Origin of the sequence: Glycomyces rhizosphaerae (genome assembly GCF_042647865.1) — a bacterium.
Classification (GTDB): Bacteria; Actinomycetota; Actinomycetes; order Mycobacteriales; family Micromonosporaceae; genus Glycomyces; species Glycomyces rhizosphaerae.
The window spans coordinates 894,738-917,767 of the sequence record NZ_JBHRWO010000010.1 but is presented as its reverse complement, the minus strand read 5'-3'; the positions used below and the strand labels follow the sequence as shown (position 1 = coordinate 917,767).

The 23,030-nt window shown below is 68.6% G+C and carries 21 protein-coding genes; 2 read left to right on the top strand and 19 right to left on the bottom strand.

Translation table 11 applies throughout. From position 1 onward, the window contains the following. Positions 1 to 5 precede the first annotated feature (5 nt). Both ACFO8M_RS14030 and ACFO8M_RS14025 read right to left on the bottom strand, forming a co-directional pair. The gene (locus ACFO8M_RS14030; RefSeq protein WP_387976217.1) at positions 6 to 596 is read right to left on the bottom strand and encodes a TetR/AcrR family transcriptional regulator; all 591 of its coding nucleotides are present in this window, start codon (positions 594 to 596) and stop codon (positions 6 to 8) included. Continuing rightward, positions 574 to 2,100, bottom strand: coding sequence for an MFS transporter (locus ACFO8M_RS14025; protein ID WP_387976214.1), 1,527 nt, complete (start codon positions 2,098 to 2,100; stop codon positions 574 to 576). Before ACFO8M_RS14025 ends, ACFO8M_RS14030 begins: the two co-directional genes overlap by 23 nt. Positions 2,101 to 2,379: 279 nt before the next feature. Between ACFO8M_RS14025 and ACFO8M_RS14020 the strand changes: the two genes are divergently transcribed. Continuing rightward, positions 2,380 to 2,928, top strand: coding sequence for a hypothetical protein (locus tag ACFO8M_RS14020; protein WP_387976212.1), 549 nt, complete (start codon positions 2,380 to 2,382; stop codon positions 2,926 to 2,928). A gap of 56 nt (positions 2,929 to 2,984) precedes the next feature. Here the strand turns inward: ACFO8M_RS14020 and nuoN are convergent, their stop codons facing one another. The 15 genes from nuoN to ACFO8M_RS13945 form a co-directional block, all read right to left on the bottom strand. Beyond that, positions 2,985 to 4,538, bottom strand: a complete 1,554-nt coding sequence (gene nuoN / locus ACFO8M_RS14015) for an NADH-quinone oxidoreductase subunit NuoN (RefSeq protein WP_387976209.1) — start codon at positions 4,536 to 4,538, stop codon at positions 2,985 to 2,987. After that, the gene (locus ACFO8M_RS14010) at positions 4,531 to 6,075 is read right to left on the bottom strand and encodes an NADH-quinone oxidoreductase subunit M (RefSeq protein ID WP_387976206.1); all 1,545 of its coding nucleotides are present in this window, start codon (positions 6,073 to 6,075) and stop codon (positions 4,531 to 4,533) included. Before ACFO8M_RS14010 ends, nuoN begins: the two co-directional genes overlap by 8 nt. After that, complete coding sequence (gene nuoL / locus ACFO8M_RS14005) at positions 6,072 to 7,970, bottom strand: NADH-quinone oxidoreductase subunit L (protein WP_387976203.1); 1,899 nt, start codon at positions 7,968 to 7,970, stop codon at positions 6,072 to 6,074. The genes ACFO8M_RS14010 and nuoL overlap by 4 nt, the downstream gene beginning before the upstream one ends. Positions 7,971 to 7,980: 10 nt before the next feature. Then, positions 7,981 to 8,280, bottom strand: a complete 300-nt coding sequence (gene nuoK, locus ACFO8M_RS14000; protein WP_387976200.1) for an NADH-quinone oxidoreductase subunit NuoK — start codon at positions 8,278 to 8,280, stop codon at positions 7,981 to 7,983. Next, positions 8,277 to 9,056: an NADH-quinone oxidoreductase subunit J gene (locus tag ACFO8M_RS13995; RefSeq protein ID WP_387976197.1), complete on the bottom strand. Its 780-nt coding sequence runs from the start codon at positions 9,054 to 9,056 to the stop codon at positions 8,277 to 8,279. The genes nuoK and ACFO8M_RS13995 overlap by 4 nt, the downstream gene beginning before the upstream one ends. Further along, positions 9,053 to 9,619: an NADH-quinone oxidoreductase subunit NuoI gene (gene nuoI / locus ACFO8M_RS13990; protein WP_387976195.1), complete on the bottom strand. Its 567-nt coding sequence runs from the start codon at positions 9,617 to 9,619 to the stop codon at positions 9,053 to 9,055. The genes ACFO8M_RS13995 and nuoI overlap by 4 nt, the downstream gene beginning before the upstream one ends. Then, positions 9,620 to 10,930: an NADH-quinone oxidoreductase subunit NuoH gene (gene nuoH / locus ACFO8M_RS13985; RefSeq protein ID WP_387976192.1), complete on the bottom strand. Its 1,311-nt coding sequence runs from the start codon at positions 10,928 to 10,930 to the stop codon at positions 9,620 to 9,622. It abuts the gene before it with no gap. Beyond that, on the bottom strand, positions 10,930 to 13,377 hold the full coding sequence (locus ACFO8M_RS13980) for an NADH-quinone oxidoreductase subunit G (RefSeq protein WP_387976189.1): 2,448 nt from the start codon (positions 13,375 to 13,377) through the stop codon (positions 10,930 to 10,932). Before ACFO8M_RS13980 ends, nuoH begins: the two co-directional genes overlap by 1 nt. Before the next feature lies 1 nt (position 13,378). Then, on the bottom strand, positions 13,379 to 14,629 hold the full coding sequence (nuoF, locus tag ACFO8M_RS13975) for an NADH-quinone oxidoreductase subunit NuoF (protein WP_387976397.1): 1,251 nt from the start codon (positions 14,627 to 14,629) through the stop codon (positions 13,379 to 13,381). Between the two features lie 77 nt (positions 14,630 to 14,706). Beyond that, positions 14,707 to 15,414 carry an NADH-quinone oxidoreductase subunit NuoE gene (gene nuoE, locus ACFO8M_RS13970; RefSeq protein WP_387976186.1) on the bottom strand — a complete coding sequence of 236 codons (708 nt, stop codon included), beginning with the start codon at positions 15,412 to 15,414 and terminating at the stop codon, positions 14,707 to 14,709. Further along, positions 15,411 to 16,745, bottom strand: coding sequence for an NADH-quinone oxidoreductase subunit D (locus tag ACFO8M_RS13965; RefSeq protein WP_387976183.1), 1,335 nt, complete (start codon positions 16,743 to 16,745; stop codon positions 15,411 to 15,413). The genes nuoE and ACFO8M_RS13965 overlap by 4 nt, the downstream gene beginning before the upstream one ends. Continuing rightward, positions 16,742 to 17,416, bottom strand: a complete 675-nt coding sequence (locus ACFO8M_RS13960) for an NADH-quinone oxidoreductase subunit C (RefSeq protein WP_387976179.1) — start codon at positions 17,414 to 17,416, stop codon at positions 16,742 to 16,744. The genes ACFO8M_RS13965 and ACFO8M_RS13960 overlap by 4 nt, the downstream gene beginning before the upstream one ends. Further along, the gene (locus ACFO8M_RS13955) at positions 17,413 to 18,048 is read right to left on the bottom strand and encodes a NuoB/complex I 20 kDa subunit family protein (protein ID WP_387976176.1); all 636 of its coding nucleotides are present in this window, start codon (positions 18,046 to 18,048) and stop codon (positions 17,413 to 17,415) included. Before ACFO8M_RS13955 ends, ACFO8M_RS13960 begins: the two co-directional genes overlap by 4 nt. Positions 18,049 to 18,058: 10 nt before the next feature. Next, entirely contained in the window at positions 18,059 to 18,418 is a 360-nt protein-coding gene (locus ACFO8M_RS13950) for an NADH-quinone oxidoreductase subunit A (RefSeq protein ID WP_387976173.1), read from the bottom strand. A 4-nt stretch (positions 18,419 to 18,422) separates the two neighbouring features. Continuing rightward, on the bottom strand, positions 18,423 to 19,709 hold the full coding sequence (locus ACFO8M_RS13945) for a geranylgeranyl reductase family protein (protein WP_387976170.1): 1,287 nt from the start codon (positions 19,707 to 19,709) through the stop codon (positions 18,423 to 18,425). A gap of 450 nt (positions 19,710 to 20,159) precedes the next feature. Here ACFO8M_RS13945 and wrbA point away from each other — a divergent pair, with 450 nt between their 5' ends. Continuing rightward, entirely contained in the window at positions 20,160 to 20,780 is a 621-nt protein-coding gene (gene wrbA / locus ACFO8M_RS13940) for an NAD(P)H:quinone oxidoreductase (RefSeq protein ID WP_387976167.1), read from the top strand. Positions 20,781 to 21,782: 1,002 nt separating this feature from the next. Here wrbA and ACFO8M_RS13935 read toward each other — a convergent pair. Further along, positions 21,783 to 22,367 carry a hypothetical protein gene (locus tag ACFO8M_RS13935; RefSeq protein WP_387976164.1) on the bottom strand — a complete coding sequence of 195 codons (585 nt, stop codon included), beginning with the start codon at positions 22,365 to 22,367 and terminating at the stop codon, positions 21,783 to 21,785. After that, the gene (locus ACFO8M_RS13930; RefSeq protein WP_387976161.1) at positions 22,364 to 22,936 is read right to left on the bottom strand and encodes a hypothetical protein; all 573 of its coding nucleotides are present in this window, start codon (positions 22,934 to 22,936) and stop codon (positions 22,364 to 22,366) included. The genes ACFO8M_RS13935 and ACFO8M_RS13930 overlap by 4 nt, the downstream gene beginning before the upstream one ends. Positions 22,937 to 23,030: the final 94 nt, after the last annotated feature.

The following is a 23,030-nucleotide window of genomic DNA, read 5'->3' as shown; positions in this document are numbered from 1 at the left end:
CCGTGTTAGAGCGGGGCTCCCGCTTCGAGGTGGGCGAGGCAGCGGTCGAGGTTGGCGGCGAGGTCGTCCTTGGTGCCGTCGGTCTCGGACCAGGCGCTGATCGCCACGGTCCACGAGGCCACCACGAGCGCGGTGAAATGCCGGACCTCGAGGTCGTTCGCCGAGCGGCCGGTGCGTTCGGCGATCATCTCGGCGAGGAGCCGCTCGGTGGCCGCCGACTGCCCGACCTGGCGGGCGCGCAGGGCCGGGACGGAGAAGATCATCCGCACCCGCCGCCGCACCCGCTCGATGTCCTCGTCCGTGAACTCCCCGAAGAGCACGGCGAGGACCGCGCGCAGGGCCTCCAGCGGCGCGGTCCCCTCCTGCTGGCTCTCGAAGACCTGCACGATGAGCGGGTCGTACTCGTCCTGGACGACCACGTCCTCCTTGACCGGGAAGTACCGGTAGAAGGTCGAGGGGGAGACGCCCGCGGCTTCGGCGATCTGCTCGATCGTCGTCGCGTCGTAGCCCTGCTCGTCGAAGAGCCGCAGGGCCTCCTCCTGCAACCGGTGCAGAGTCTCGATCTTCTTGCGCTCACGCAGCCCGGGACGGTTCATGCTGCGATTGTGCCTCGCTCGTCTCCGGGTGCTTCGGGAACCTCGGTCCCGCCGCGAACGCGACCACGACGGCGAGCACGGCGCAGACCAGGAACACCGCGCTCATCCCGTCGGTGAAGGCCGCGAACGCCTGCTGCGCGGTCTCCGGCGATCCGAGCGCTTCGGCGACCGCGGCCGCGCCGGCCACCGAGTCCTCCGCGGCGGCCTCAGCCTCGGGCGGGAGCGGAGGCAGATCGAGTTCCGCCAGGTAGACACTGGAGGCGATCGACCCGAACACGGCCACACCGATCGCGCCGCCGGTCTGGCGCAGCGTCTGCATCAGAGCGGAGCCGATCGCGGCGCGGTCGGGCGGGAGCGCCGCGAGGACCGCGTCAGTCGCGGGCACGAGGGACATCCCGAAGCCCGCGCCGAGGACGCCGAGCCACAGGGCGACCGGGCCGAAGCCCGTGCCGGGCTCGGTGCCCATGGCGGCGACGCAACCGGCCGCGCAGAGGATCAGACCGCTGATCACGGTGACCCGGTAGCCGAACCGGGCGGCCAGGCGCTCGGCGCCGAGGCCGCCGACCATGAGGCCGCCGATCATCGGCAGCAGCCGCAGCCCCGTCCCGAAGGCGCTGTGCCCCTGGACGATCTGCAGATACTGCGGCACCAGGAAGAGCGCGCCCATCATGACCATCGAGGAGGCGGTGGCGATGACCGAGCCCCACAGGAACGCGCGGTCGCGGAACAGCCCGAGGTCGACCATGGGAGCTGCGGACCGCGCCTGCGAGACGACGAACAGCGCGATGAGCGCAAGGCCCCCGAGCCCGCCGATGAGCGTCGCCGGGGAGAACCAGCCGTCGACGGGCGCCTCGATCACGCCGTACACGAGCGCGGCCAGGCCGAGCACCGCCGCGAGTGCGGCGAACGGCTGGAGGCGCGGGGCGCTGCGGTCGGTGGATTCGGGAAGCAGGAACGCGATCGCGATGAACCCGAGCACGATGAGCGGCACGTTGATGAGGAAGACCGAGCCCCACCAGTAGTGCTCGAGGAGCCAGCCGCCCAGCAGCGGGCCGAGCGGCAGGCCGATCGCCATGCCGGCGGTCAGGAGCGCGACGGCGCGGGTGCGTTCGGCACCGCTGAACATGCTGGGCACCACCGCCATCGACACGGGCATGACCACGGCCGCGCCGACGCCCATGAGGGCGCGGGCGGCGATGAGCACGCCCACCGAGTCGGCGGCCGTCGCGAGGGCGCAGGCCGCGCCGAAGATCGCGAGTCCGGCGAGGAGGACCTTCTTGCGCCCGAACCGGTCGCCGAGGAGTCCGGCGGGCAGGAGCAGGGCCGCGAGCGCCACGATGAAGGCGTCGACGAGCCATTGGAGTTCGGCGGTGGAGGCGTCGAGGTCGACGGCGAGGGTCGGGAGGGCGACGTTGAGGATCGTGATGTCGAGGCCGACGACGAGCAGGCCGAACAGGAGCGAGAAGAGGGCCCACCAGCGACGGCGGGCGGATACGGGAGCCATGGCGCCTCAATTCTGGAAGTAACTATTATTTGACAGTAACTTCCATAAATTTGGCTGTCAAGGCGACGAACTGTGTCCGAACCGTTCGTGTTCTGGATCGCACCGGTTCCCTGCGGGTGGTCGGCGTTCGCTATCGTTCAGAGGTCGCTTCCCCAGGAAGCGGCGCCCCCAGCCAGGGCGAAGCTTGCGAGCCCTGCCCTTAGCTCAGCGTCCCGATGTCGACTTCGAGGTCCATTGGGCGATCCTTCGGCGCATCTCCGCAGCCGAGAAGGGAGCGCAGTGCGACCCAGACACACCGGGCCCTCTGCCAAGCCGAAGTCCGTGCTCGCCGCGCAAGGCGTCATCTGGCTCCAGTTCGCGGCCATCATGCTGCTCTACTCGATCGGCGTCCGCTTCCTCTTCGACGCGACGCGATCGGCCTCCAGCCACGACTCGATGCTCGACGTCATCGGCTCGATCGACCTCGAACGCCTGGTCACGATCCTGCTCAGCGTCGCCGTCACCGTCTCCATGCCGTTCATCGCCACCCGCCTCGGCCGCCGCCGCGCCCACGCGGTCAAGGCCGCCTGGTGGGCGCTGGCGATCGTCCCGGCCGCGATGTACCTCTGGATCCTCGGCCGCGCCTACTTCGCGACGTTCCCCGACGAGGCTCCGTTCTTCATCAGCGCCGCCGCCATGCTCGTCGTCTGCGGCTCGTTCCCGACCGCGGCCCTCCTCCTCCTGCAATCCAAAGCCTCCAAGGCCTGGTTCGCCGCCGAAGAGCTCTTCGAGGAGATCGACCGCGAACTCTCCGACACGGCCGAACTCGAAGCCGCCAAGGTCAGCTAGCGATCAAACGAAGAAGCCGCGGGAAGCATTGGCTTCCCGCGGCTTTCTGGTCGGCGTTAGGTGTTGAGGAAGGTACTGGCCTGATCCACGATTTCCAGAAGGAAGCCGGGGGCGATGCCGAGGATGACGGTGGCGGCGACGCCTGCGGCGACGACCGTGCCGGCCATGGGGCTCGGCAGGTTGACGGTGGGGGCGTCCAGGGCGGGCTCGTTGAGCCAGAGCAGGACGACCACCTTCAGGTAGGGGAAGGCCAGGATCGCCGAGGAGATGACGCCGACGATCACGAGGCCGAGTTCGTCGGCTTCGAGCGCGGCGGCGAACAGGCTGAACTTGGCCGTGAATCCGCTCGTGAACGGGATGCCCGCCAGTGCGAGCATGAGGATCGTGACGACCGACGCGGTGCCCGGGGACTTCTTGCCGAGTCCGGCCCAGCGGCCCAGGTGCGTGGCCTCCTCGTCGCCGTCGCGCACGAGCGAGACGACGGCGAACGCGGCGATCACGGTGAAGCCGTAAGCGGCCAGGTAGAACATGGTCTGGCCGACCGCCTCGCCGAGCGCGATCACCCCGATGAGGAGGTAACCCGCGTTCGCGATGGAGCTGTAGGCGAGCAGGCGCTTGATGTTCCGCTGGGTCACCGCGAAGATCGCGCCGCCGAGCATGGTCGCGATGGCGATCACGGTGAGGATCAGGTGCCAGTCCCAGGCCGAGGAGGACAGGCCCACGTTGAAGACCCGCAGGAGTCCGCCGAAGGCCGCCACTTTCACGCAGGCCGCCATGAGGGCGGTCACGGGAGTCGGCGCTCCTGTGTAGACGTCGGGAGTCCACATGTGGAACGGGACCGCGGCCGCCTTGAAGAGCATCGCCACCGCGATCATCGCGACGCCGATGTACAGGAACAGGCGGGGCTGGCCGGAGCTGACGCCCGCCTGGTTGATCCCCGCGAGGTCCACGGTCCCGGCGAAGCCGTAGAGCATGGCCATGCCGTAGACGTAGAACGCGGAGGCGAACGCGCCCAGCAGGAAGTACTTGAGCGCGGCCTCCTGGCTGATGAGGCGGCGGCGCTTCGCGAGGCCGCACAGGAGGTACAGCGGGAGGCTGAGCATCTCGAGGGCGACGAACATGGTGAGCAGGTCGCCCGCGGTCACGAACATCATCATGCCGCCGACGGCGAAGAGCGTCAGCGGGAAGATCTCGGTCGCGCCGTCCTCGCGCCGCTGCGCCTTGTCCGCGGCCGAGTCGGCGACCACGGCGGCTTCGGCGACGAAGTCGCCGCCCCGCGTGGTGCGGCGCTCGGCGAGGAGGAGCACGGCGATGATGGCGAGCATCGCCAGCGTCCCTTGGAGGAACAGGCCGGGGCCGTCGAGGACGATCGAGCCGAGGCCGACGCCTTCGATGGAGAAGGCGGCGCTGTTCTTGCCCGCGTTCAGGACCACCGCGGTGAACGCGGCGGCCAGTGCGGCGACGGCCAGGATGACCTGGACGGGGAGCCTGCGGGCCTTGGGAACGACGGCTTCCACGAGGAGCCCGCCGAAGGCCGCGACGAACACGATGATCATGGGGGCCAGGCCTGCCCAGTCGATCTGGACGCCGGCTTGCTGGGCCTCATTCATTGGTGACTCCTTCTGCGGCGGGCAGGTCTTCCGGTTCGCCCGAGATGAACAGGAGCGTGTTGTCGACGGCCGGTTCGACGGTGTCGATGAGCGGCTGCGGGAAGAAGCCGAAGCCGAGGATCGCGATCACCAGCGGGGCCACGAGGGCCTTCTCCCGCAAGGTGAGGTCGCGCTTCATCGCGGGAACCGTGTCGAGCGCGGGGTTCCGGTCGCCTTGCATGGTGCGCTGGTACATCCAGAGCACGTACGCGGCGGCGAGGATGATGCCCAGGGTCGCGACGACCGCGACCGGTTCGTTGCCGGTGAAGGCGCCGAACAGGACCAGGAACTCGGAGATGAACGGCGCGGTGCCCGGCAGCGAGAGCGAGGCGAGCCCGGCGAACAGGAAGATCCCGGCGAGCACGGGCAGGGTCTTGGCGGCCCCGCCGTAGTCGGCGATCTGCGCCGAGCCGCGGCGGATCGCGAGGAAGCCGACGACGATGAACAACAGGCCCGTGGCGAGGCCGTGGTTGAACATGTAGAGGACGGCGCCCGTCGCGGACTCCTGCGTGAACGCGAAGATCCCGAGTCCGATGAAACCGAAGTGGGCGATCGACGTGTAGGCGACGAGGCGCTTGAGGTCGGTCTGCCCGATGGCGACGAACGCGGCGTAGACGACGCCGATGACGCTCATGCCGATGATCCACGGCGCGAAGGTCTGCGTCGCCTCGGGGAACATCGGGATGCAGTAGCGCAGGATCGCGAACGTGCCGATCTTGTCCATCACGCCGACCAGGAGCGCCGCGACGGCGGCCGGTGCCGCGCCTCCGGCGTCCGGGAGCCAGGTGTGGAACGGGAAGAACGGGGCCTTGATCGCGAAGGCGATGAAGAAGCCGAGGAACAGCCAGTTCTGCAGCGTCCCGTCCGCCATCGGCTCGGTGTCCACAAGGGTCTGCCAGTCGAAGACGCCGCCGTTGTTCACCCACAGGGCGATCACGGCGACGAGCATGAACATGCCGCCCAGCAGCGAGTACAGGAAGAACTTCACCGCCGCGTACTGCTTCTTCGGGCCGGTGCCGTAGGAGCCGATGAGGAAGTACATCGGCACGAGCATCGCTTCGAAGAAGAAGTAGAACAGGAGGATGTTCGAGGCCAGGAAGGTCGCGAGCATCGCCGCTTCGAGCGCGAGGATGAGCGCGAAGAACGCCGGGACCGAACGCTTCACGGCGTCCAGGTCGCGCCAGGCCGCGAGCATCGCGATCGGCGTCAGCCCGGCGGTCAGGATGACCATCAGGAGCGCGATCCCGTCGACGCCCCAGGACAGGTTGAGGTCCCAGGCCTCTACCCAGGCGTACGACTCGGTGAATTGCAGCCACGGCGCGCCCGCGGAGTAGTCGAAGCCGATCGCCACGAGGGCGGTGAGCACGGCTACGACCCCTGAGACGCCGAGCGCGGTCCAGCGGGCCGCGTCGGCGTTCTCGCGGCGGATCGACGCGACGATCACGGCCCCGATCAGGGGCACGGCGACCAGCGCCGACAGCAACGGGAGTTCGTTCATTGGACGACCACCACCATGAGCGCGGCCACCACGATGACGGCGCCGGACAGAATGGACAGGGCATAGGAGCGGACGAAGCCGGTCTGCATCGTCAGCAGCCGTCGTGACGTGCCGCCGATCAGTGCGGCCAGGCCGTTGACGGCCCCGTCGACGCCGCGGCCGTCGACCGCGACGGAAGCGTTGGCGGCCAAGCGGCCCGGGCGTTCGAACAGGCCGCGGTTGACGGCCTCGCCGCCGAGGTCGGCGCGGGCGACCCGCACCGGCCAGGCCGCGGCGCGCGGCACTTCGTCGGTGCCGCCGCGGAACAGGAGCCAAGCGAGGGCCGCGCCGAGCACGACGACCACAGTGGTCGCGATGGTGACCTGCATGTGGGTCAGGTGCCCGTGCGCCTCATGGTGTTCGCCGAACACGGGCGTGAGCCACTCGGTGACGGGCGAGGCCATGAGGCCGCCCGCGCCGAGGGAACCCAAGCCCAGCAACAGGAGTGGGCCGGTCATGATCGCCGGGGACTCGTGCGGGTGCACGTCCTCGGTCCAGCGCTTGGGGCCGTGGAAGGTGAGCACGAACAGCCGCGTCATGTAGAACGCGGTGATCGCGGCGCCGAGCAGCGCGGCGCCGCCGGCGGCCCAGCCCTGCCAGCCTTCGCGCGCGAACGCGGCGGCGATGATCGGGTCCTTCGTGAAGTACCCCGAGAACGGGAACAGGCCGATGATCGCGACCCAGCCGGCCGCGAAGGTGGCGTAGGTGAACGGCATGACCCGCCACAGGCCGCCGAAGCGGCGGATGTCGGTCTGGTCGTTCATGGCGTGCATGACCGAACCGGAGCCGAGGAACAGCCCGGCCTTGAAGAAGCCGTGCGCCAGCAGGTGGATGATGCCGAGCGCGAACGCCCCGCCGCCCAGGCCGACCGCGAGGAACATGTAACCGATCTGCGAGACCGTGGACCAGGCGAGGACCCGCTTGATGTCGTCCTTCGCGCAGCCGACGATCGCGCCGAACAGGAGCGTCAAGGCGCCGATGAGCACGACCGCGGTCTGCACATCGGTGTTGAGGCTGAAGATCACGTTCGAGCGGGCGATCAGGTACACGCCCGCGGTCACCATGGTGGCCGCGTGGATGAGCGCCGACACCGGGGTCGGGCCCTCCATCGCGTCCGGGAGCCAGGTCTGGAACGGGAACTGGCCCGACTTGCCGCAGGCCGCCGCCAGGAGCAGCAGCCCGATGGCGAGACTCGTTCCGGTGGAAAGCGAAGCGGCGCCGCTGAAGACCTCGGCGAAGTCCACCGTGCCGAGCGTGCCGAGCATGATGAACATCGCCAGGAGGAACCCGACGTCGGCCACGCGGTTGGTCAGGAACGCCTTCTTGCCGGCGGTCGCTGCGGCGGGCTTGATCTGCCAGAACGCGATGAGGAGGTACGAGGCGAGACCCACGCCCTCCCAGCCGATGAACGTCATGAAGTAGTTGCCGCCCAGCACGAGCACGAGCATCGCGGCGACGAACAGGTTGAAGTAGCCGAAGAACTTCCGGCGTCCCGCGTCGTGCGACATGTAGCCGACCGCGTAGACGTGGATCAGGAAGCCGACCCCGGTGATGAGCAGGCAGAACACCGCGCTCAACGGGTCGAAGAGCAGGCTCGCCTCGATGTCCAGGTCCCCCACGGAGAGGAGCGTGAACAGGTCGAGGTCGGCGCTCTTGTTATCCAGGCCCGCAAGGGATCCGAACATCGCGAGGGCGAGCGCGAAGGCCGCGCCGACCGTGGCGACGCCGAGCCAGTGGCCCCATCGATCGGCCTTCCGGCCCGCGAGCAGCAGGACCGCGGCGCCGAACGCGGGCAGCGCGATGAGCAGCCACACCAGCGACAGCAGCCCCTCGGCGGGTGCGTACGTGATTTCCACTGTGTCCCCTCTAGGCCTTCAGCAGGTTGGCGTCGTCGACGGAGGCGGAGCGCCGGGACCGGTAGATCGCCATGATGATCGCCAGGCCCACCACGACCTCGGCGGCGGCCACGGCCATCACGAAGAACGCCATCACCTGCCCGTCGATCGTGCCGGAGGTGCGCGCGAACGTGACCAGCGTCAGGTTCCCGGCGTTGAGCATCAGCTCCACGCACATGAACACGACGATCGAGTTGCGCCGCACCAGCACGCCGACCGCGCCGATCGTGAACAGCGCGGCGGCCAGGATCAGGTAGTACTCGGGGCTCATGCGTCCCTCCCTTCCGTGTGCTTCGGAGCCGCTTCGGCCGAGGTCAGCTGACGCGGCGGCACGTACGGCGACAGCGACGCCGGCTCGATCGAACCGTCAGGCCGCAGAGCGGGAGTGGCGGTCGAGTCCGAGGTCGCGAACACGCCCGGGCCGGGCTTGGGGCCCGGGTAGTTGCCGGGGGCGAACCGCTCGCGGCTGTGCGCCTTCTGCCCGCGGTAGCCGCCCTTCTTGGCGACGTGCGCGAACATCAAGGCGCCGACCGCGGCCACGGTGAGCACGCCCGAGACGACCTCGAACGGGAACAGGTAGGTCGAGAACAGCGCCTCGGCGATCGCCTCGACGTTCGACTGGGCCCCAGTGGCCCAATCCGGGTCGGCGGCGATCGTCATGCCGGAGACCGCGCGGGCCAGACCGGAGGACAGCAGCGCCGCCAGGCCGATGCCGAGGACCACCGCGAACAGGCGCTGGCCGCGGAGCGTCTCGAACATGGAGTCCTTCGAGTCGCGCCCGAAGAGCATGAGCACGAACAGGAACAGCATCATGATCGCGCCCGTGTAGACCATGATCTGCACGAAGCCGAGGAACGGCGCGGACTGCATGATGTAGAAGACCGCCAGGCACATCATGGTGATCGCGAGCATCAGCGCCGCGTGGATCGCCGAGCGGGCCAGGACGAGGCCGATGGCCCCGCCGAGCGCGATCGGCGCGAGGATCCAGAAGAAGACCGATTCGCCCATTGACGCGCTCTGGGCGACGGTCTGCGCGAGGTCGATCACTGCTCACCCCTCTTGGTCTGCGCGAGCATCTCCGTGAGCGAGAACTCCGCGCCCTCGCTCGCACCAGGATTGTGGGGGCCCGACTCGTAGTAGGCCTTCTCGTTGTCGCCCAAGCGCATCGGGTGCGGCGGCTGCTCCATGCCCTCCAAGAGCGGAGCCAGGAGCTCCTCCTTGGTGAAGATGAGGTCGCGCCGGTCGTCGCGGGCCAGCTCGTACTCGTTGCTCATGGTGAGCGAACGGGTCGGGCAGGCCTCGATGCACAGGCCGCAGAAGATGCAGCGCGCGTAGTTGATCTGGTAGGTCTTGGCGTACCGCTCGCCGGGCGAGAACCGCTCGGCCTCGGTGTTCTCCGCGCCTTCGACGTAGATCGCGTCGGCCGGGCAGGCCCAGGCGCACAGCTCGCAGCCGATGCACTTCTCGAGGCCGTCCGGGTGCCGGTTGAGCACGTGCCGGCCGTGCGAGCGCGGCTGGAGCTTCGACGGATTCTCGGGGTAGTCGACCGTCACCTTCGGCTTGAACATGTGCGAGAAGGTGACGCCGAAGCCTTTAGCGAAACCGGACATCTACTCCTCCTCCTTATCTGGGCGGGAGCCGTTGATGGGAACCGCGGAAGTGTTGGCGGGCTCGAGCTCTTTGAGGGCCCGCGGGCTCGGCGGGACGGCCAGGTCCATCGGCGGGACGGGGAAACCGCCCATGCCGGTGTCCGGTTCGGCCGGGACCTCGTACTGCTTCCGGTTGGGCCAGAAGAAGATCAAGGCCATGACGACGATGGCGGCACCGCCCGCGAAGGCGATGCGAGTCGGCAGCTCGTTGTCGGTGTCGAGCCCGATGTTCATGGCCGCCAGGACCATGAGCCACACGAGCGAGACCGGCACGAGGACCTTCCAGCCCAGGCGCATGAACTGGTCGTAGCGCAGCCGCGGGAGCGTGCCGCGCAGCCACACGTAGAAGAACAGGAACGCCAGGACCTTCCCGAAGAACCAGACGAGCGGCATGAAGCCCTCGTTCGCGCCCGGCCACCACGAGTTCGGGAACGGCGCGGCCCAGCCGCCCAGGAAGAGCGTGACGCACAGGGCCGACATCGTGACCATGTTGACGTACTCGGCCAGGAAGAACGACGCGTACTTCAAGCTCGAGTACTCGGTCGCGAACCCGGCCACGAGCTCGGACTCGGCCTCGGGGAGGTCGAACGGGGCGCGGTTGGTCTCGCCGACCATCGAGATCACGAAGATCACGAAGCTCGGCGCGAGGATGATGAAGTACCAGCCCGGCAGCGTGATCTCAGTGCCGCCGAAGTTCAGCGGCAGGCCCTCGGCCTGCGCCGCCACGATCGCGCTCGTCGACATCAGCTGCGACTGGAAGAACACCGTCAGCACCGCGAGGCCCAGCGCGATCTCGTACGAGATCACCTGCGCCGCAGCGCGAAGCGCACCAAGCAGCGAGTAGGCCGAACCGGAGGACCAGCCCGCCAGCACGATGCCGTAGACGCCGAGCGCCGAGCACGCGAGGATCAGGAGCACGCTCACCTCGAAGTCGGTGAGCTGCAGCTCCGTCTCCATGCCGAAGACGTTCACCTCGGGCCCGAACGGGATCACCGCGAACGCCGTGAACGCGCAGGCGACCGCGATGACCGGTGCCGCGATGAACACGACCTTGTCGGCCGTCCGCGGCATCACGTCCTCTTTGAACGCCAGCTTCAGGCCGTCCGCGAGCGACTGCAGCAGACCGAAGGGCCCGTTGCGGTTCGGCCCCGGCCGCACCTGCATGATCGCCACCACGCGCCGCTCGAACCAGATGGTGAACAGCACCAGCAGCACGAGCACGACGAAGACGAGCACGCCCTTGACGAGCATGAGCCAGATCGGATCGTTCATCATTTGACCGCCTCCACGGATTCTCCGGTCTTAGCGGCCGGGCGAGGGACGTTCGGGTAGGCGCGGATCGTGACGACATCGCCCGAACCGGCGCCGAGGTGGCGGTAGATCCCGCGACCCGGCGCGTTCTGCGGCAGCCAGACCACGCCCTCGGGCATGTCGGTGACATTGAGCGGCAACGTGATCCCGCCGATCGAGGTCGAGACGGTGACACCGCCGCCTTCAACGGCGCCGATCGCCTTCGCCGTCGCCGCGCTCAACCGCACCACCGGGTCAGGGGCGCAACCGGCGAGGTGCGGGTTGTTCTCCTGGAGGGAGCCGCCGTCGAGCAGCTGACGCCAGGTCGCGAGGACCGCTTTGCCGTCCTCCTGCGCGTGGGCCGCGTGGTCGGAGGCCCAGTCCGGGGCGGGCTGGCGCGTGAGCGGGTCCGGCAGGCCGGCGAGTTCCGCACGGACCGTATGGGTCTCGGCCGTGCCGAGTTCGAACCCCATCGCCTGGGCGAGGGTGTCGAGCACCGCGTGGTCCGACATGAGCTCCGAGGGGATCACCGTCTCGAAGGTCCGCAGGCGCCCTTCCCAGTCGAAGTAGGCGCCGGGCTTGCCGGTCACCGGGGCGACCGGCAGGATCACGTCCGCCACGCGGGTGACGGCCGAATGCCGGATCTCAAGGGAGACCACGAAACGGGCCGCGTACAGCGCCGCCTCGACGGCGGGCCCGTCCGCGAAGTCGTACGGGTCGACGCCGCCGATGAGCAGCGCGTCGATCTCGCCGTCAGCGGCGGCCTGCAGGATGTCCCAAGCGCCGCGGCCGTCATTGCCCGGCAGCTCCTCGACGCCCCAGTACTCGGCGAGCTGCTCGCGGTCGGCCGCATAGGAGGCGAGCCCGCCGCCGGGCAGCAGGCCCGGCAGGCAGCCGGCCTCGACCGCGCCGCGGTCCCCGGCGCGCCGGGGAATCCAGGCGAGGCGGGCACCGGTGGCGCGGGCCAGTCGGACCGCCGCGGAGAACGCGCCCTCGACCATGGCGAGGCGCTCCCCCAGGAGGATCACCGCGCCCTCTTCGCTGAGCGCGTCGCGCACGAAGCCGCCGCGCTCCCAGCCGTCCAGGAGCTCGGCCTCTTCACCGGGCAGGGACTCGATCAGGTTCGCGTTGAGCTTGGCCGTGCCTCGCGTCGCGAACGGCGCGACCACGTGCACCCGCTGGTTGCCCGCGCGCACCGCTTTGCGCAGGCGCAGGAACGCGATCGGGCACTCCTCTTCGACCTCGAGGCCCACGGTGACGACCACGGGGGCCTTCTCCAGGTCCTCGTAGGTGACCGAGCCGCTGGAGGGGTAGACCCCGGCGACGGCGTGGGCGAGGAACTCGGACTCCTCAGTGGAGTGCGGGCGGGAGCGGAAGTCGATGTCGTTGGTGGCGAGGGCGACCCGTGCGAACTTGGAGTACGCGTAGGAGTCCTCGACCGTGAGGCGGCCGCCCGGCAGGACGCCGACGCGGCCGGCGGCCTCCTTGAGCCCGGCCGCGGCGCGGCGCAGGGCCTCGGGCCAGGACGCCTCGCGCAGCGACCCGTCCTCGTCGCGGACCAGCGGCTTCGTGATGCGGTCGGCGGCGTCGATGTAGGAGGAGGCCCAGCGGCCCTTGTCGCAGTTCCACTCCTCGTTCACCGCCGGGTCGTCGCCCGCGAGGCGGCGCATGACCTTGCCGCGGCGGTGGTCCGAGCGCTGCGCGCACCCGGCCGAGCAGTGCTCGCACACGCTCGGGCTCGACACGAGGTCGAAAGGCCTTGAGCGGAACCGGTACTGCGTGCCGGTGAGCGCGCCGACCGGGCAGATCTGGACGGTGTTGCCCGCGAAGTAGGACTCGAACGGCTCGTCCTCGTAGACGCCGACCTGCTCCAGCGCGGAGCGTTCCATCAGCTCGATGAACGGGTCGCCTGCGATCTCGTCGGAGAAGCGGGTGCACCGTGCGCAGAGGACGCAGCGCTCGCGGTCGAGGAGCACCTGCGAGGAGATCGGCAGCGCCTTCTTGTACGTGCGCTTGTCCGCCGCCTCCATGCGCGTCTCGGTGCGGCCGGTGCTCATGGCCTGGTTCTGGAGCGGGCATTCGCCGCCCTTGTCGCAGACCGGGCAGTCCAGGGGGTGGTTGATCAGGAGGAACTCCATGATCCCCTCCTGGGCCTCCTTGGCGACCTCGCTGGTGTGCTGGGTCTTGACGACCATGCCTTCCATGGCGGTGGTCGTGCAGGAGGCGGCGGGCTTGGGCATCCCGCGCCCGTTGCCCATGTCGGGGACGTCGACCAGGCACTGGCGGCAGGCCCCGGCGGGCTTGAGCAGCGGGTGGTCGCAGAACCGGGGGATCTCGATGCCGATCTGCTCGGCGGCCCGGATGATCAAGGTGCCCTTGGGGACGGTGACCTCGACGCCGTCAATGGTGAACGTGACTTGATCGGTCATGTCAGTGCGCTCCGATCTTCTCAGCGTCGAAGAGGGCCGGCTTGTGTCCCTCGATGTAGTCGAGGTAGTCCTGCCGGAAGTACTTCAGCGACGAAGTGACGCAGGAGGTCGCGCCGTCGCCGAGGCCGCAGAAGGAGCGGCCGAGGAGGTTCTTGCACGCGCTCTCGAGGAGCTTCAGGTCGCCGAGGGAGCCGCGGCCGGACAGGATGCGCTCGTACACGCGCACCATCCAGTAGTTGCCCTCGCGGCACGGCGTGCACTTGCCACAGGACTCGTGGGCGTAGAACTTGATCCAGCGCCAGCAGGCGACGACCGGGTCGTCCTGGTCGGAGAAGATCATGACCGCGGTGGTGCCCAGGATGGATCCGGCCTTGGCGACGTTGTCGAAGTCGAGCGGGACGTCGATCGAGTCGGCCGAGAGCATCGGGGTGGAGGAGCCGCCGGGGGTGAAGAACTTGAGCTCGTGGCCCTCGGACATGCCGCCGGCGAGTTCGATGAGCTCGCGGAGCGTGGTGCCCAGGGAGCACTCGTACTGGCCGGGGTGCTTGACGCGGCCGGACAGCGAGTAGATCATCGTGCCCGCGGCGTTCTCGGAGCCGAGGTCCTTCCACCATTGGGCGCCGCCGAGCACGATGTGCGGGACGGCGGCGATGGAGCCGACGTTGTTGATGCAGGTGGGCTTGTTGTAGAGCCCGTGCGTGGCCGGGAAGGGCGGGCGCAGGCGCGGCTGGCCCCGCTTGCCCTCCAGGGAGTCCAGGAGCGCCGTCTCCTCGCCGCAGATGTAAGCGCCTGCGCCGGAGTGGATCACGACTTCGAGGTCGAACCCGGTGCCGAGGATGTCCTTGCCGAGGTAGCCGGCCTCTTTCGCTTCGCGCACGGCGTTGCGGAGGCGCCGGGCGGCGTGGATCGCCTCGCCGCGGACGTAGACGAACGCGCGGCTCGCCTTGATCGCGTACGAGGCGATGATGATGCCCTCGATGAGCGAGTGCGGGTCGTTCATCATGAGCGGCAGGTCCTTGCAGGTGCCCGGCTCGCCCTCGTCGGCGTTGACGACCAGGTAGTGCTCCTGGCCGTCGTCGGGCACGAACTGCCACTTCATGCCGACGGGGAACCCGGCTCCGCCGCGTCCCCTGTGGCCGGACTCCTTCATGAAGTTGATGAGGTCGCCCTCGGAGTACTTGAGGGCCTTGCGGAGCGCCTTGTAGCCGTCGAGCTGCTCGTAGACGTCGATCTTCCACGCGCCCGGGGACATCCAGCGCTTGGTGACGACGGGCTTGAGCTTGTTGAGGACGTCCTCGCGGGGCCGCCTTGGACCGGGCACGGTAACGCTCACTTCGCTTCCTCGTGTTCTTTGGCGGCATTGTCAAGGAGCGGCGCGGCGGGGTCGTACGTCGGCGCGGCGATCCCGGCCTCCGCTGCGAGGCGGGCCCCGGCGAGCGTCGGGTCGCCTTGGGCGTTGCCTTCGAGCCCGGCGGTGCGCTCCTCGTCGAACCCGGCCAGCTGCACCGAGATCTCCCGGAGCGTGCACAGCGGCGCGCCGCGGCTCGGGACCGGGCGGCGCCCCTCCTTCAACTCGCGCACCAGCTCCAGGGACTTCGCCTCGTCCATCTCGTCGTAGAACTCGTAGTTCACGGTGACGACGGGCGCGTAGTCGCAGGCGGCGAGGCACTCGGCGTGCTCCAGCGTGATCTTGCCGTCCACAGTGGTCTCGTTGTGGTCGACGTCGAGTTCGTCGCTGAGCGCGTCGAAGAGCTTCTGCCCGCCCTTGGCGTGGCAGAGGGTGTTGGTGCACACCGAGACCAGCCAGTCGCCGGCCGGTTCGCGCTTGTACATGGTGTAGAAGGTCGAGACCGCCTGCACTTGGGCCTTGGTGATGTTCAGGACTTCGGCGCAGAACGCGATGCCGTCGTCCGAGACGTAGCCGTCGTGCGACTGCACCAGGTGCAGCAGCGGCAGGAGCGCCGAGCGCTCGCGGCCCTCGGGGTAGCGGACGAGGATGGCCTCGGCCTGCTCGCGGATCTTCTCCGGGTAGTTCACCTGTCGCAACCTCCCATGACCGGGTCGAGCGAGGCTCCACCAGCGATGACGTCCGCGAGCAGGCCGCCTTCGGCGAGCGCGGGGAGCGACTGCAGGTTGATGAAGGAGGGATCTCGCATGTGAATGCGGAACGGCCTCGTGCCGCCGTCGGAGACGGCGTGGATGCCGAGTTCGCCGCGTGGGGCCTCGATGGCGGTGTACACCTGCCCGGCCGGGACCCGGAAGCCCTCGGTGACGAGCTTGAAGTGGTGGATCAGCGCCTCCATCGACTGGCTCATGATGTGCCGGATGTGGTTGAGGCTGTTGCCCATGCCGTCGCCGCCGAGGGCGAGCTGCGCGGGCCAGGCGATCTTCTTGTCCTCGACCATGACCGGGCCGGGCTCGAGCTTGTCGAGGCCCTGGCTGATGATCTTGAGGCTCTCGCGGATCTCCTCCAGGCGCACGACGTAGCGGGCCCAGGCGTCCGCGCCGTTGTGGGTGGGGACCTCGAAGTCGTACTCCTCGTAGCCGCAGTACGGCATGGTCTTGCGCAGGTCCCAAGGGAGACCGGCGGACCGGAGGACCGGGCCGGTGACGCCGATGGCGAGGCAGCCGGAGACGTCGAGGTAGCCGACGCCCTGGGTGCGCTCCTGCCAGATGGCGTTGCCGGTGAGGAGGCCTTCGTAGTCGTCGAGGCCCTGGGGCATGTAGTCGACGAACTCGCGGATCATCTTGATGCCGTCCGCGGGGAGGTCCTGGGCGACGCCGCCGGGGCGGATGTAGGCCATGTTCATGCGCAGGCCGCAGACGGCCTCGAAGATGTCGAGGATCTTCTCGCGGTCGCGGAAGCCGTAGATCATCATCGAGAGCGCGCCGAGCTCCATGCCGGTGGTCGCGAGCGCGACCAGGTGGGAGCTGATGCGGTTGAGCTCCATCATGATCACGCGGATCACGTCGGCGCGGCGCGGCACGGTGACGCCGAGGAGCTTCTCCACGGCGAGGCAGTAGCCGGTCTCGTTGAAGATCGGCGCGAGGTAGTCGGCGCGGGTGACGAATGTCGTCCCTTGTGTCCAGTTGCGGTACTCGAGGTTCTTCTCGATGCCGGTGTGGAGGTAGCCGACGATGGGGCGCACCGAGCGGACGGTCTCGCCTTCGAGCTCGCAGACCAGGCGCAGCACGCCGTGCGTGGACGGGTGCTGGGGGCCGAGGTTGACGATGAGGCGCTCTTCGCTGACCGGGTCGACCGAGGCGACGAGCTCGTCCCAGTCGCCGCCGGTGACGGTGTAGACGCGGCCTTCTGTCGTGTCCCGTTCGGCCGCATAGGCGTCGGTGCTGTTATCCGTGGCGGTCACTTGTAGGCCCTCCTCTCGTCGGGCGGCGGGATGTGCGCGCCCTTGTATTCGACGGCGATGCCCCCGAGCGGGTAGTCCTTCCGCTGCGGGAAGCCCTCCCAGTCGTCGGGCATGAGGATGCGGGTGAGGTGCGGGTGGCCCTCGAAGACGACGCCGAACATGTCGTACGCCTCCCGCTCCTGCCAGTCGGCGGTCGGATAGACGGCCGTGACGGACTGGACCACCGGGTGGTCGAGGCCGACGGCGGTCTCGAGCCGCACGCGGCGCCGATAGGTCATCGACGTCAGGTGGTAGGCGACGTGCAGGCGGTTCTGCTGCTCCGGATAGTCCACACCGGACACCGAGTTGCACAGCTCGAAGCGGAGGCTCTCGTCGTCGCGCATGGCCTGGCAGATGTCGGCGACCCGGTCGGGCGCGACGTGGATCGTCAGTTCGCCGCGGTCGACGATCACCGCTCGGGTGATCTCGTCGCCGAACAGCTCCCGGAGCGTGCCGACGATCTCGTCGAAGTACTCGCCGAGCGGTTCGGGCGTGGAGACGAGCTCGTAGGTGCTGGGGCTCTGCTTGACGAGCCCGCCGAACCCGGAGGTGTCGCCGGTGCCGGAGACGCCGAAGAGACCCTCTTGGCGCTGCTTGCGAGCCATGAATTGGTCCGGCTCTTTCTCGCTCATCGCTTCGCCACCGCCTTCCGGATGCGCAGCTGCTCCTCGTTCCCGGCCTTCACGGCCTCGGTCCACTCCTTCTTGCGCTGCTTGTCGAAGCGGTAGGAGGAGGGCATCGCGCCGGGCTTGATCACCGGCTCGGGGAGGTCGGCGAGGGCCTGCTTGCGCTTGTCCCCCAACGGTTCGTGCTGGACCTTCTCGTGGAGCTTGAGGATCGCGTCGAGGAGCATCTCGGGGCGCGGGGGGCAGCCGGGGAGGTACATGTCGACGGGCACGACGTGGTCGACGCCCTGCACGATCGCGTAGTTGTTGAACATGCCGCCGGAGGTGGCGCACACGCCCATCGAGAGGACCCACTTCGGTTCGGGCATCTGGTCGTAGATCTGGCGCAGGACGGGGGCCATCTTCTGGCTCACGCGTCCGGCGACGATCATGAGGTCGGCCTGGCGCGGGGAGGCGCGGAAGACCTCCATGCCGAAGCGGCCGGTGTCGTAGCGGGCGGCGCCGGTGGCCATCATCTCGATGGCGCAGCAGGCGAGGCCGAACGTGGCGGGCCACATCGAGGCCTTGCGGGTCCAGTTCACCAGTGCCTCAACGGTGGTGAGGATGATGCCCTGCGGGAGTTTCTCTTCTACACCCATTATCGGAACCTCAGTCCCAGTCCAGTCCGCCGCGACGCCATTCGTAGGCGTAGGCGACGAACAGCGCGGCGATGAACATGAAGACGGCCCAGAACCCGAAGATCCCGAGGACGTCGTGGTGGACCGCCCACGGCACGAGGAAGATGATCTCGATGTCGAAGACGATGAACAGCATCGCGGTGAGGTAGAACTTCACCGGGAACTTCATCGGGCCCTCAGACGTGGGGGCCGGCTCGATGCCGCATTCGTAAGGGTCGTACTTGGCGCGGTTCTTCCGATGGGGGCCGGTGATGCGCGAGGCGACCACCGAGACGATGCCGAACCCGGCGCCGATGGCGAACATGATGACGACCGGTACGTAGACTTCCATCTCCTCAGACCCTCCTTCCCAGTCCGGGCGTGACGATCCGCATGCCGTTGACGATCCGGTCGGCGGTGTCGCGCCCGGGTCGGTCGGTGAGGTTCGCCAGCAGTTTCAACACGACGCGCATGAGCGCGGGACGTTTCAGGCCGTGCTCGGTGCACAGCCTCATGACGGCGGGCTTGCCGATGAGGTGCGAGAAGATGCCGCCCATGCGGTAGTACGAGCCCCAGAGGTCGTCCATCTTGTCGGCGTAGGTGCGCAGCACGGCTTCGCGGCGGGGCACCGAGCGCGCCTTGAACGCTTCGGCGACCGTGGCGGCGGCGACTTCGCCCGCTTCGATGGCGTAGGCGATGCCCTCGCCGTTGAAGGGGTTGACCATGCCGCCGGAGTCGCCGACGAGCATGAGGCCGCGGCTGTAGTGCGGGGTCCGGTTGAAGCCCATGGGAAGTGCGGCGCCGCGGATGGGCCCGTCAGCGTTCGCCTCGTCGGCCAGGCCCCACTCCTCGGGGGTGTTGGCGAGCCAGTCGCGAAGCAGCGCACGGTAATCGGTCTTCTGATACCCGTCGGAGGAGTTCAGGACTCCCAGTCCGACGTTGACCCGGCCGTCGCCGAGACCGAAGACCCACCCGTAGCCCGGTTGCAGGACGTCAGGCTCGTTGGCGGTCCGCAGCGCCAGCCAGGACTCGAGATAGGCGTCGTCGTGCTTGGCCTCGGAGCGGTAGTACTGCCGGACGGCGACGCCCATGGGGCGCTTCTCGTCCCGCTTGAGGCCCAGGGAAAGGGCGAGGCGCCCGGACACCCCGTCGGCGGCGATGACCAGCGGCGCGCGGTAGGTGACCTGCTCGCCGTCGCGGACGGCGCTGACGCCGCAGACGCGGCCGGCGAGGTCGAAGACCGGCGCGGAGACCTTGACGCCGGTCTGGAGCGAGGCTCCGGCGGCGACGGCGCGGTCGGCGAGGATCTGGTCGAAGTCGATCCGGGTGCGGGTGAGCCCGTAGTCCGGGTAGTGCTGGAGCGTGGGCCAGTCGAGTTCGATGGCGATGTCGTCGGCGACGACGCGGAGGCCGCGGTTGCGGATCCAGCCGGCGGACTCGGAGGTGTCGACGCCCATCTTGAGGAGCTGCGCGACGGCGCGGGGGGTGAGGCCGTCGCCGCAGACCTTCTCGCGGGGGAAATGCGTCTTCTCGAGCAGCAGAACGTCGAGGCCCCGGGAGGCCAGGTGGTAGGCCGCGGCCGAACCACCAGGTCCCGCGCCGACGACGATGACGTCGGCCTCCGGGGTTGCGTGAGTGGTCACGGGCGTCCTCTCAGGCGAACGGGGCGGTGATCCTTGTAACGACCGTCCCGCTTGTGAAGATCTTCACAAGCGTTTGCCGCAAGTCTAGAACTCCGCTATCCACGCCCTGTCACTTAGGTCCACCTAAGTTGTCATTATTCGAGGTCACGATGCATACAGGCGTGCTTGAACCAGAGTTGCGGAAGCGCCGGGAGCGCCTGAGGTGACTCGGCGATCGAGCGTGATAAAGCCGACAGCCGAAGACCCTCGCCACTTGCAACATCAGGAAACACTCTCGTAACAAGCCCCCCGATGAAGGCTTCACCCTCTCCCATAAGGGCGAACGCCATTGCGACAACGTGGCAAGCGCCACATCGTTCAAATTTGAAACTTCGTCGAGGGACCCGTATGGTCGATGGGTACTTCAAATCTGAACTACTTATTGACCGCACTCCTGGAAGAGGTAGGAACATGTCCGAGCCTGTCAAGGTCACCGTCGTCTACTACTCGCAGACCGGCAACGTCACCCAGCTCGCCCGCCAGATCGCCGCAGGTGCGGAGAAGGCCGGAGCCGAGGTCCGTCTGCGCCGGGTCGCCGAACTGGCGCCGCAGGAGGCCATCGACTCGAACGAGCAGTGGGCCGCGAACATCCAGGCCACCGCCGACATCGCCGAGGCCACGGCTGACGACGTCGACTGGGCCGACGCCGTGATCATGGGCAGCCCCACCCGCTTCGGCAACGTCTCCTCGCAGCTCAAGCAGTACATCGACACCCTTGGCGGACTGTGGTTCCAGGGCAAGCTGGCCGACAAGGTCTACTCGGGCTTCGCCGCAGCCTCCGGCAAGCACGGCGGCAACGAGTCGACGCTGCTGGCGCTGTACAACTCGTTCCACCACTTCGGCGGCATCATCGTGGCCCCCGGTTACGCCGGCGAGGTCGCCTTCGCGAACGCCTCGCCGTACGGCGTCTCGCACTTCGGCTGGGGCACCCCGGTCGACGAGAGCGTGCTCGCCGCCGCCACCGCGCAGGCCGAGCGCGTGGTGAACACCGCCGCCGCCCTCAAGGCCGGCCGCGCCGCCGTCGCCGCCTAACACCGCATACGACGAAGCGCCCGCTCGGTCCTCCTACGGCATCAAGAGGATCCGACGGGCGCTTTGTCGTACTCAATCGCGGTTGGTCTTTGGTCGGGGTTCAAGCGATCAGCGACGGAGCGGTGGGGGGCGGGGCTCGGTGGCGGGACTGCGGGTTCGTTTCGGGCGGACCGCGACACTCCCGAGCGCGGGGAGCGCCTTTGCTTGCGGCGCAGCGGTTCTGGGGCGGAACGTGAGGATCTTGTACGCCAGTGGGTGATGACGGCCGGGGGCGGCTTGAGGGAGAATTGAGGTACGTACAGGGACAGGGAATTCGTACAGGTGTCGAGTAGGTGCAAGCAGACTACGACAAGCCTCTGGCTGAATCGACAAACCGACTTGTTTCGAGGCACTCAGCCCCCACCGGGGGTTCCAGATCTCATCCCAGTGCTATCGCCCGCAGCTGTCCGCGCCCCCGATGGGCCGTGACTGGGTGGGAGATTTCCTAGTTGGGATCACCCCAACCAGAAGGAAGTGCCTTGCAGGGAGGCATCTTCGACCCAGGCCAGACCCGCCAGCGTTAAGGGCCGCACCAGACCAGGCAGTACAGACCTGGCCCGGCAGCTGCCCACGTCCATGGCGACGCCTTCACTACCGCACCGCAGGCGGCCATGCCCTCCGGGAGCGGACCACCCAACACCGTTGCGCCACTGCATGGCCCCGGCTTCGCCAGCGCTCCAGAACATTATCCGGGGAGCGAAGGAACGACAGCCACGGGAACACACCACCGCAGCCGATCACGACGCAGCGACCGGCGGCAGCACCCTTGGAAGGAGGTGACACCACATGACCGATCCGTCTCCCGATGCCCTCAACACAAGTGCCGAGCACGATCCCAAGAGCGGCAACGCACCCGAGCCGCGGCACCCGGCCACCATCGCCGCCCGTCTGAACCGCGACCGAGAACCCGCGACGATCGCGGTCCACGGCGCCCGTCGCGGTGTGGCCTGCTTCGGCCGCAAGTCATCCGCCGTCGTCGAACCCGCCTTGCGGGACGCTGTCGTGATCGGGTTGGACGCCGCCCAAGGGTTCGGGGGCTGTGAAGTCCTCGTCCGCCTCCACGCACTCCGGCCCGCCGCCGAGGGAGGCTTCGATCGCGACCTGGCCCCAGACCCGGTAGTAGAGGCCGATGCCGTCCTCGCGGACGGCGCTCACGTGCGAGACGGCGCCCGTGTCGTCGCGGTCGATCTCGACCTCGTGGCCCTGCGCCTCCCAGAACTCGGCCAGCTCCTCCGGATAGGCCTCCCGCACCAGCGGATCCTCCCAGCTCGCTTCTGGGAAGACGTACGAGAGGTGAACGGTGTCGTGGCCCTCCAGGACCTCGTTGCGGTCCACGCCGTAGCCGCACGCGTCCAGCTCGACCGATCGCGATTGGAAACCGGGGAAGCCCTCCAGCTCCGCGATCGACTCCGCCAGGAACGCCTCCATCGCGGCCAGCGCCTCGGTGTCGTTGAACTCCTCGTTCACCTCCGGTCCGGTACAGGCCGAGGCCGCGAGGCCGAGCGCGGCCACCGCCGCGATCGACCCGGCTCGTCTCGCGCGGCTCACAGGTCGTCCTCGTATGAGTCGGGCGAGTCGAACGGGTCCACCGCGTCGCGGTCGGCCGGAATGCCGTCGGGGAAGTAACGGCCGACCTTGTCGTAGCGGCCGCCCGGCATCACGCCGCCCGAAGGCGGGACGTACTCGATGTCCTCGGGTTCGCTGGCCGCCACCGGCCCTGACTGCACTCGCAGCACCGTGTAGCCGGACGCCCAGTACCAGAGGGCGATCCCGTCCGGCCTGATCGCGACGAGGCTCCGGTCGGTGCGGTCGGCCTTCTCCTTCACGGCGTCGCGGGTGAGGGTGTAGCCCAAGGAGGTCCAGTGCTTCCGGAGTACGTCGACGTAGGTCTCGCGGACGAGCGGGGTGCCGGAGTCGGGCAACGAGAACACATAGGTGATCTCGACGATCGTGAAGCCCGGGACGTCGATGCCGCCGCTCGTCGCGGGCAGCTCCGACCAGATCCGCTCCCTGCAGCCGGGGAAGTCGGGGAGGGCGGCGATGGAGTCCGCGGCGGCGGCCTCCATGGGCGCGTAGGCCTCGGCCTGCGTGTACCGGGGTTCAGGCGGGTTGTCCATGAAGTGCTCCACGATCGAACGGACCGGCGGCAGGGACGCGAGGGGTCCGAGGGCCCTGCGCCACCGCGAGCCGGGAGGGGGTCGGCGCGGCATT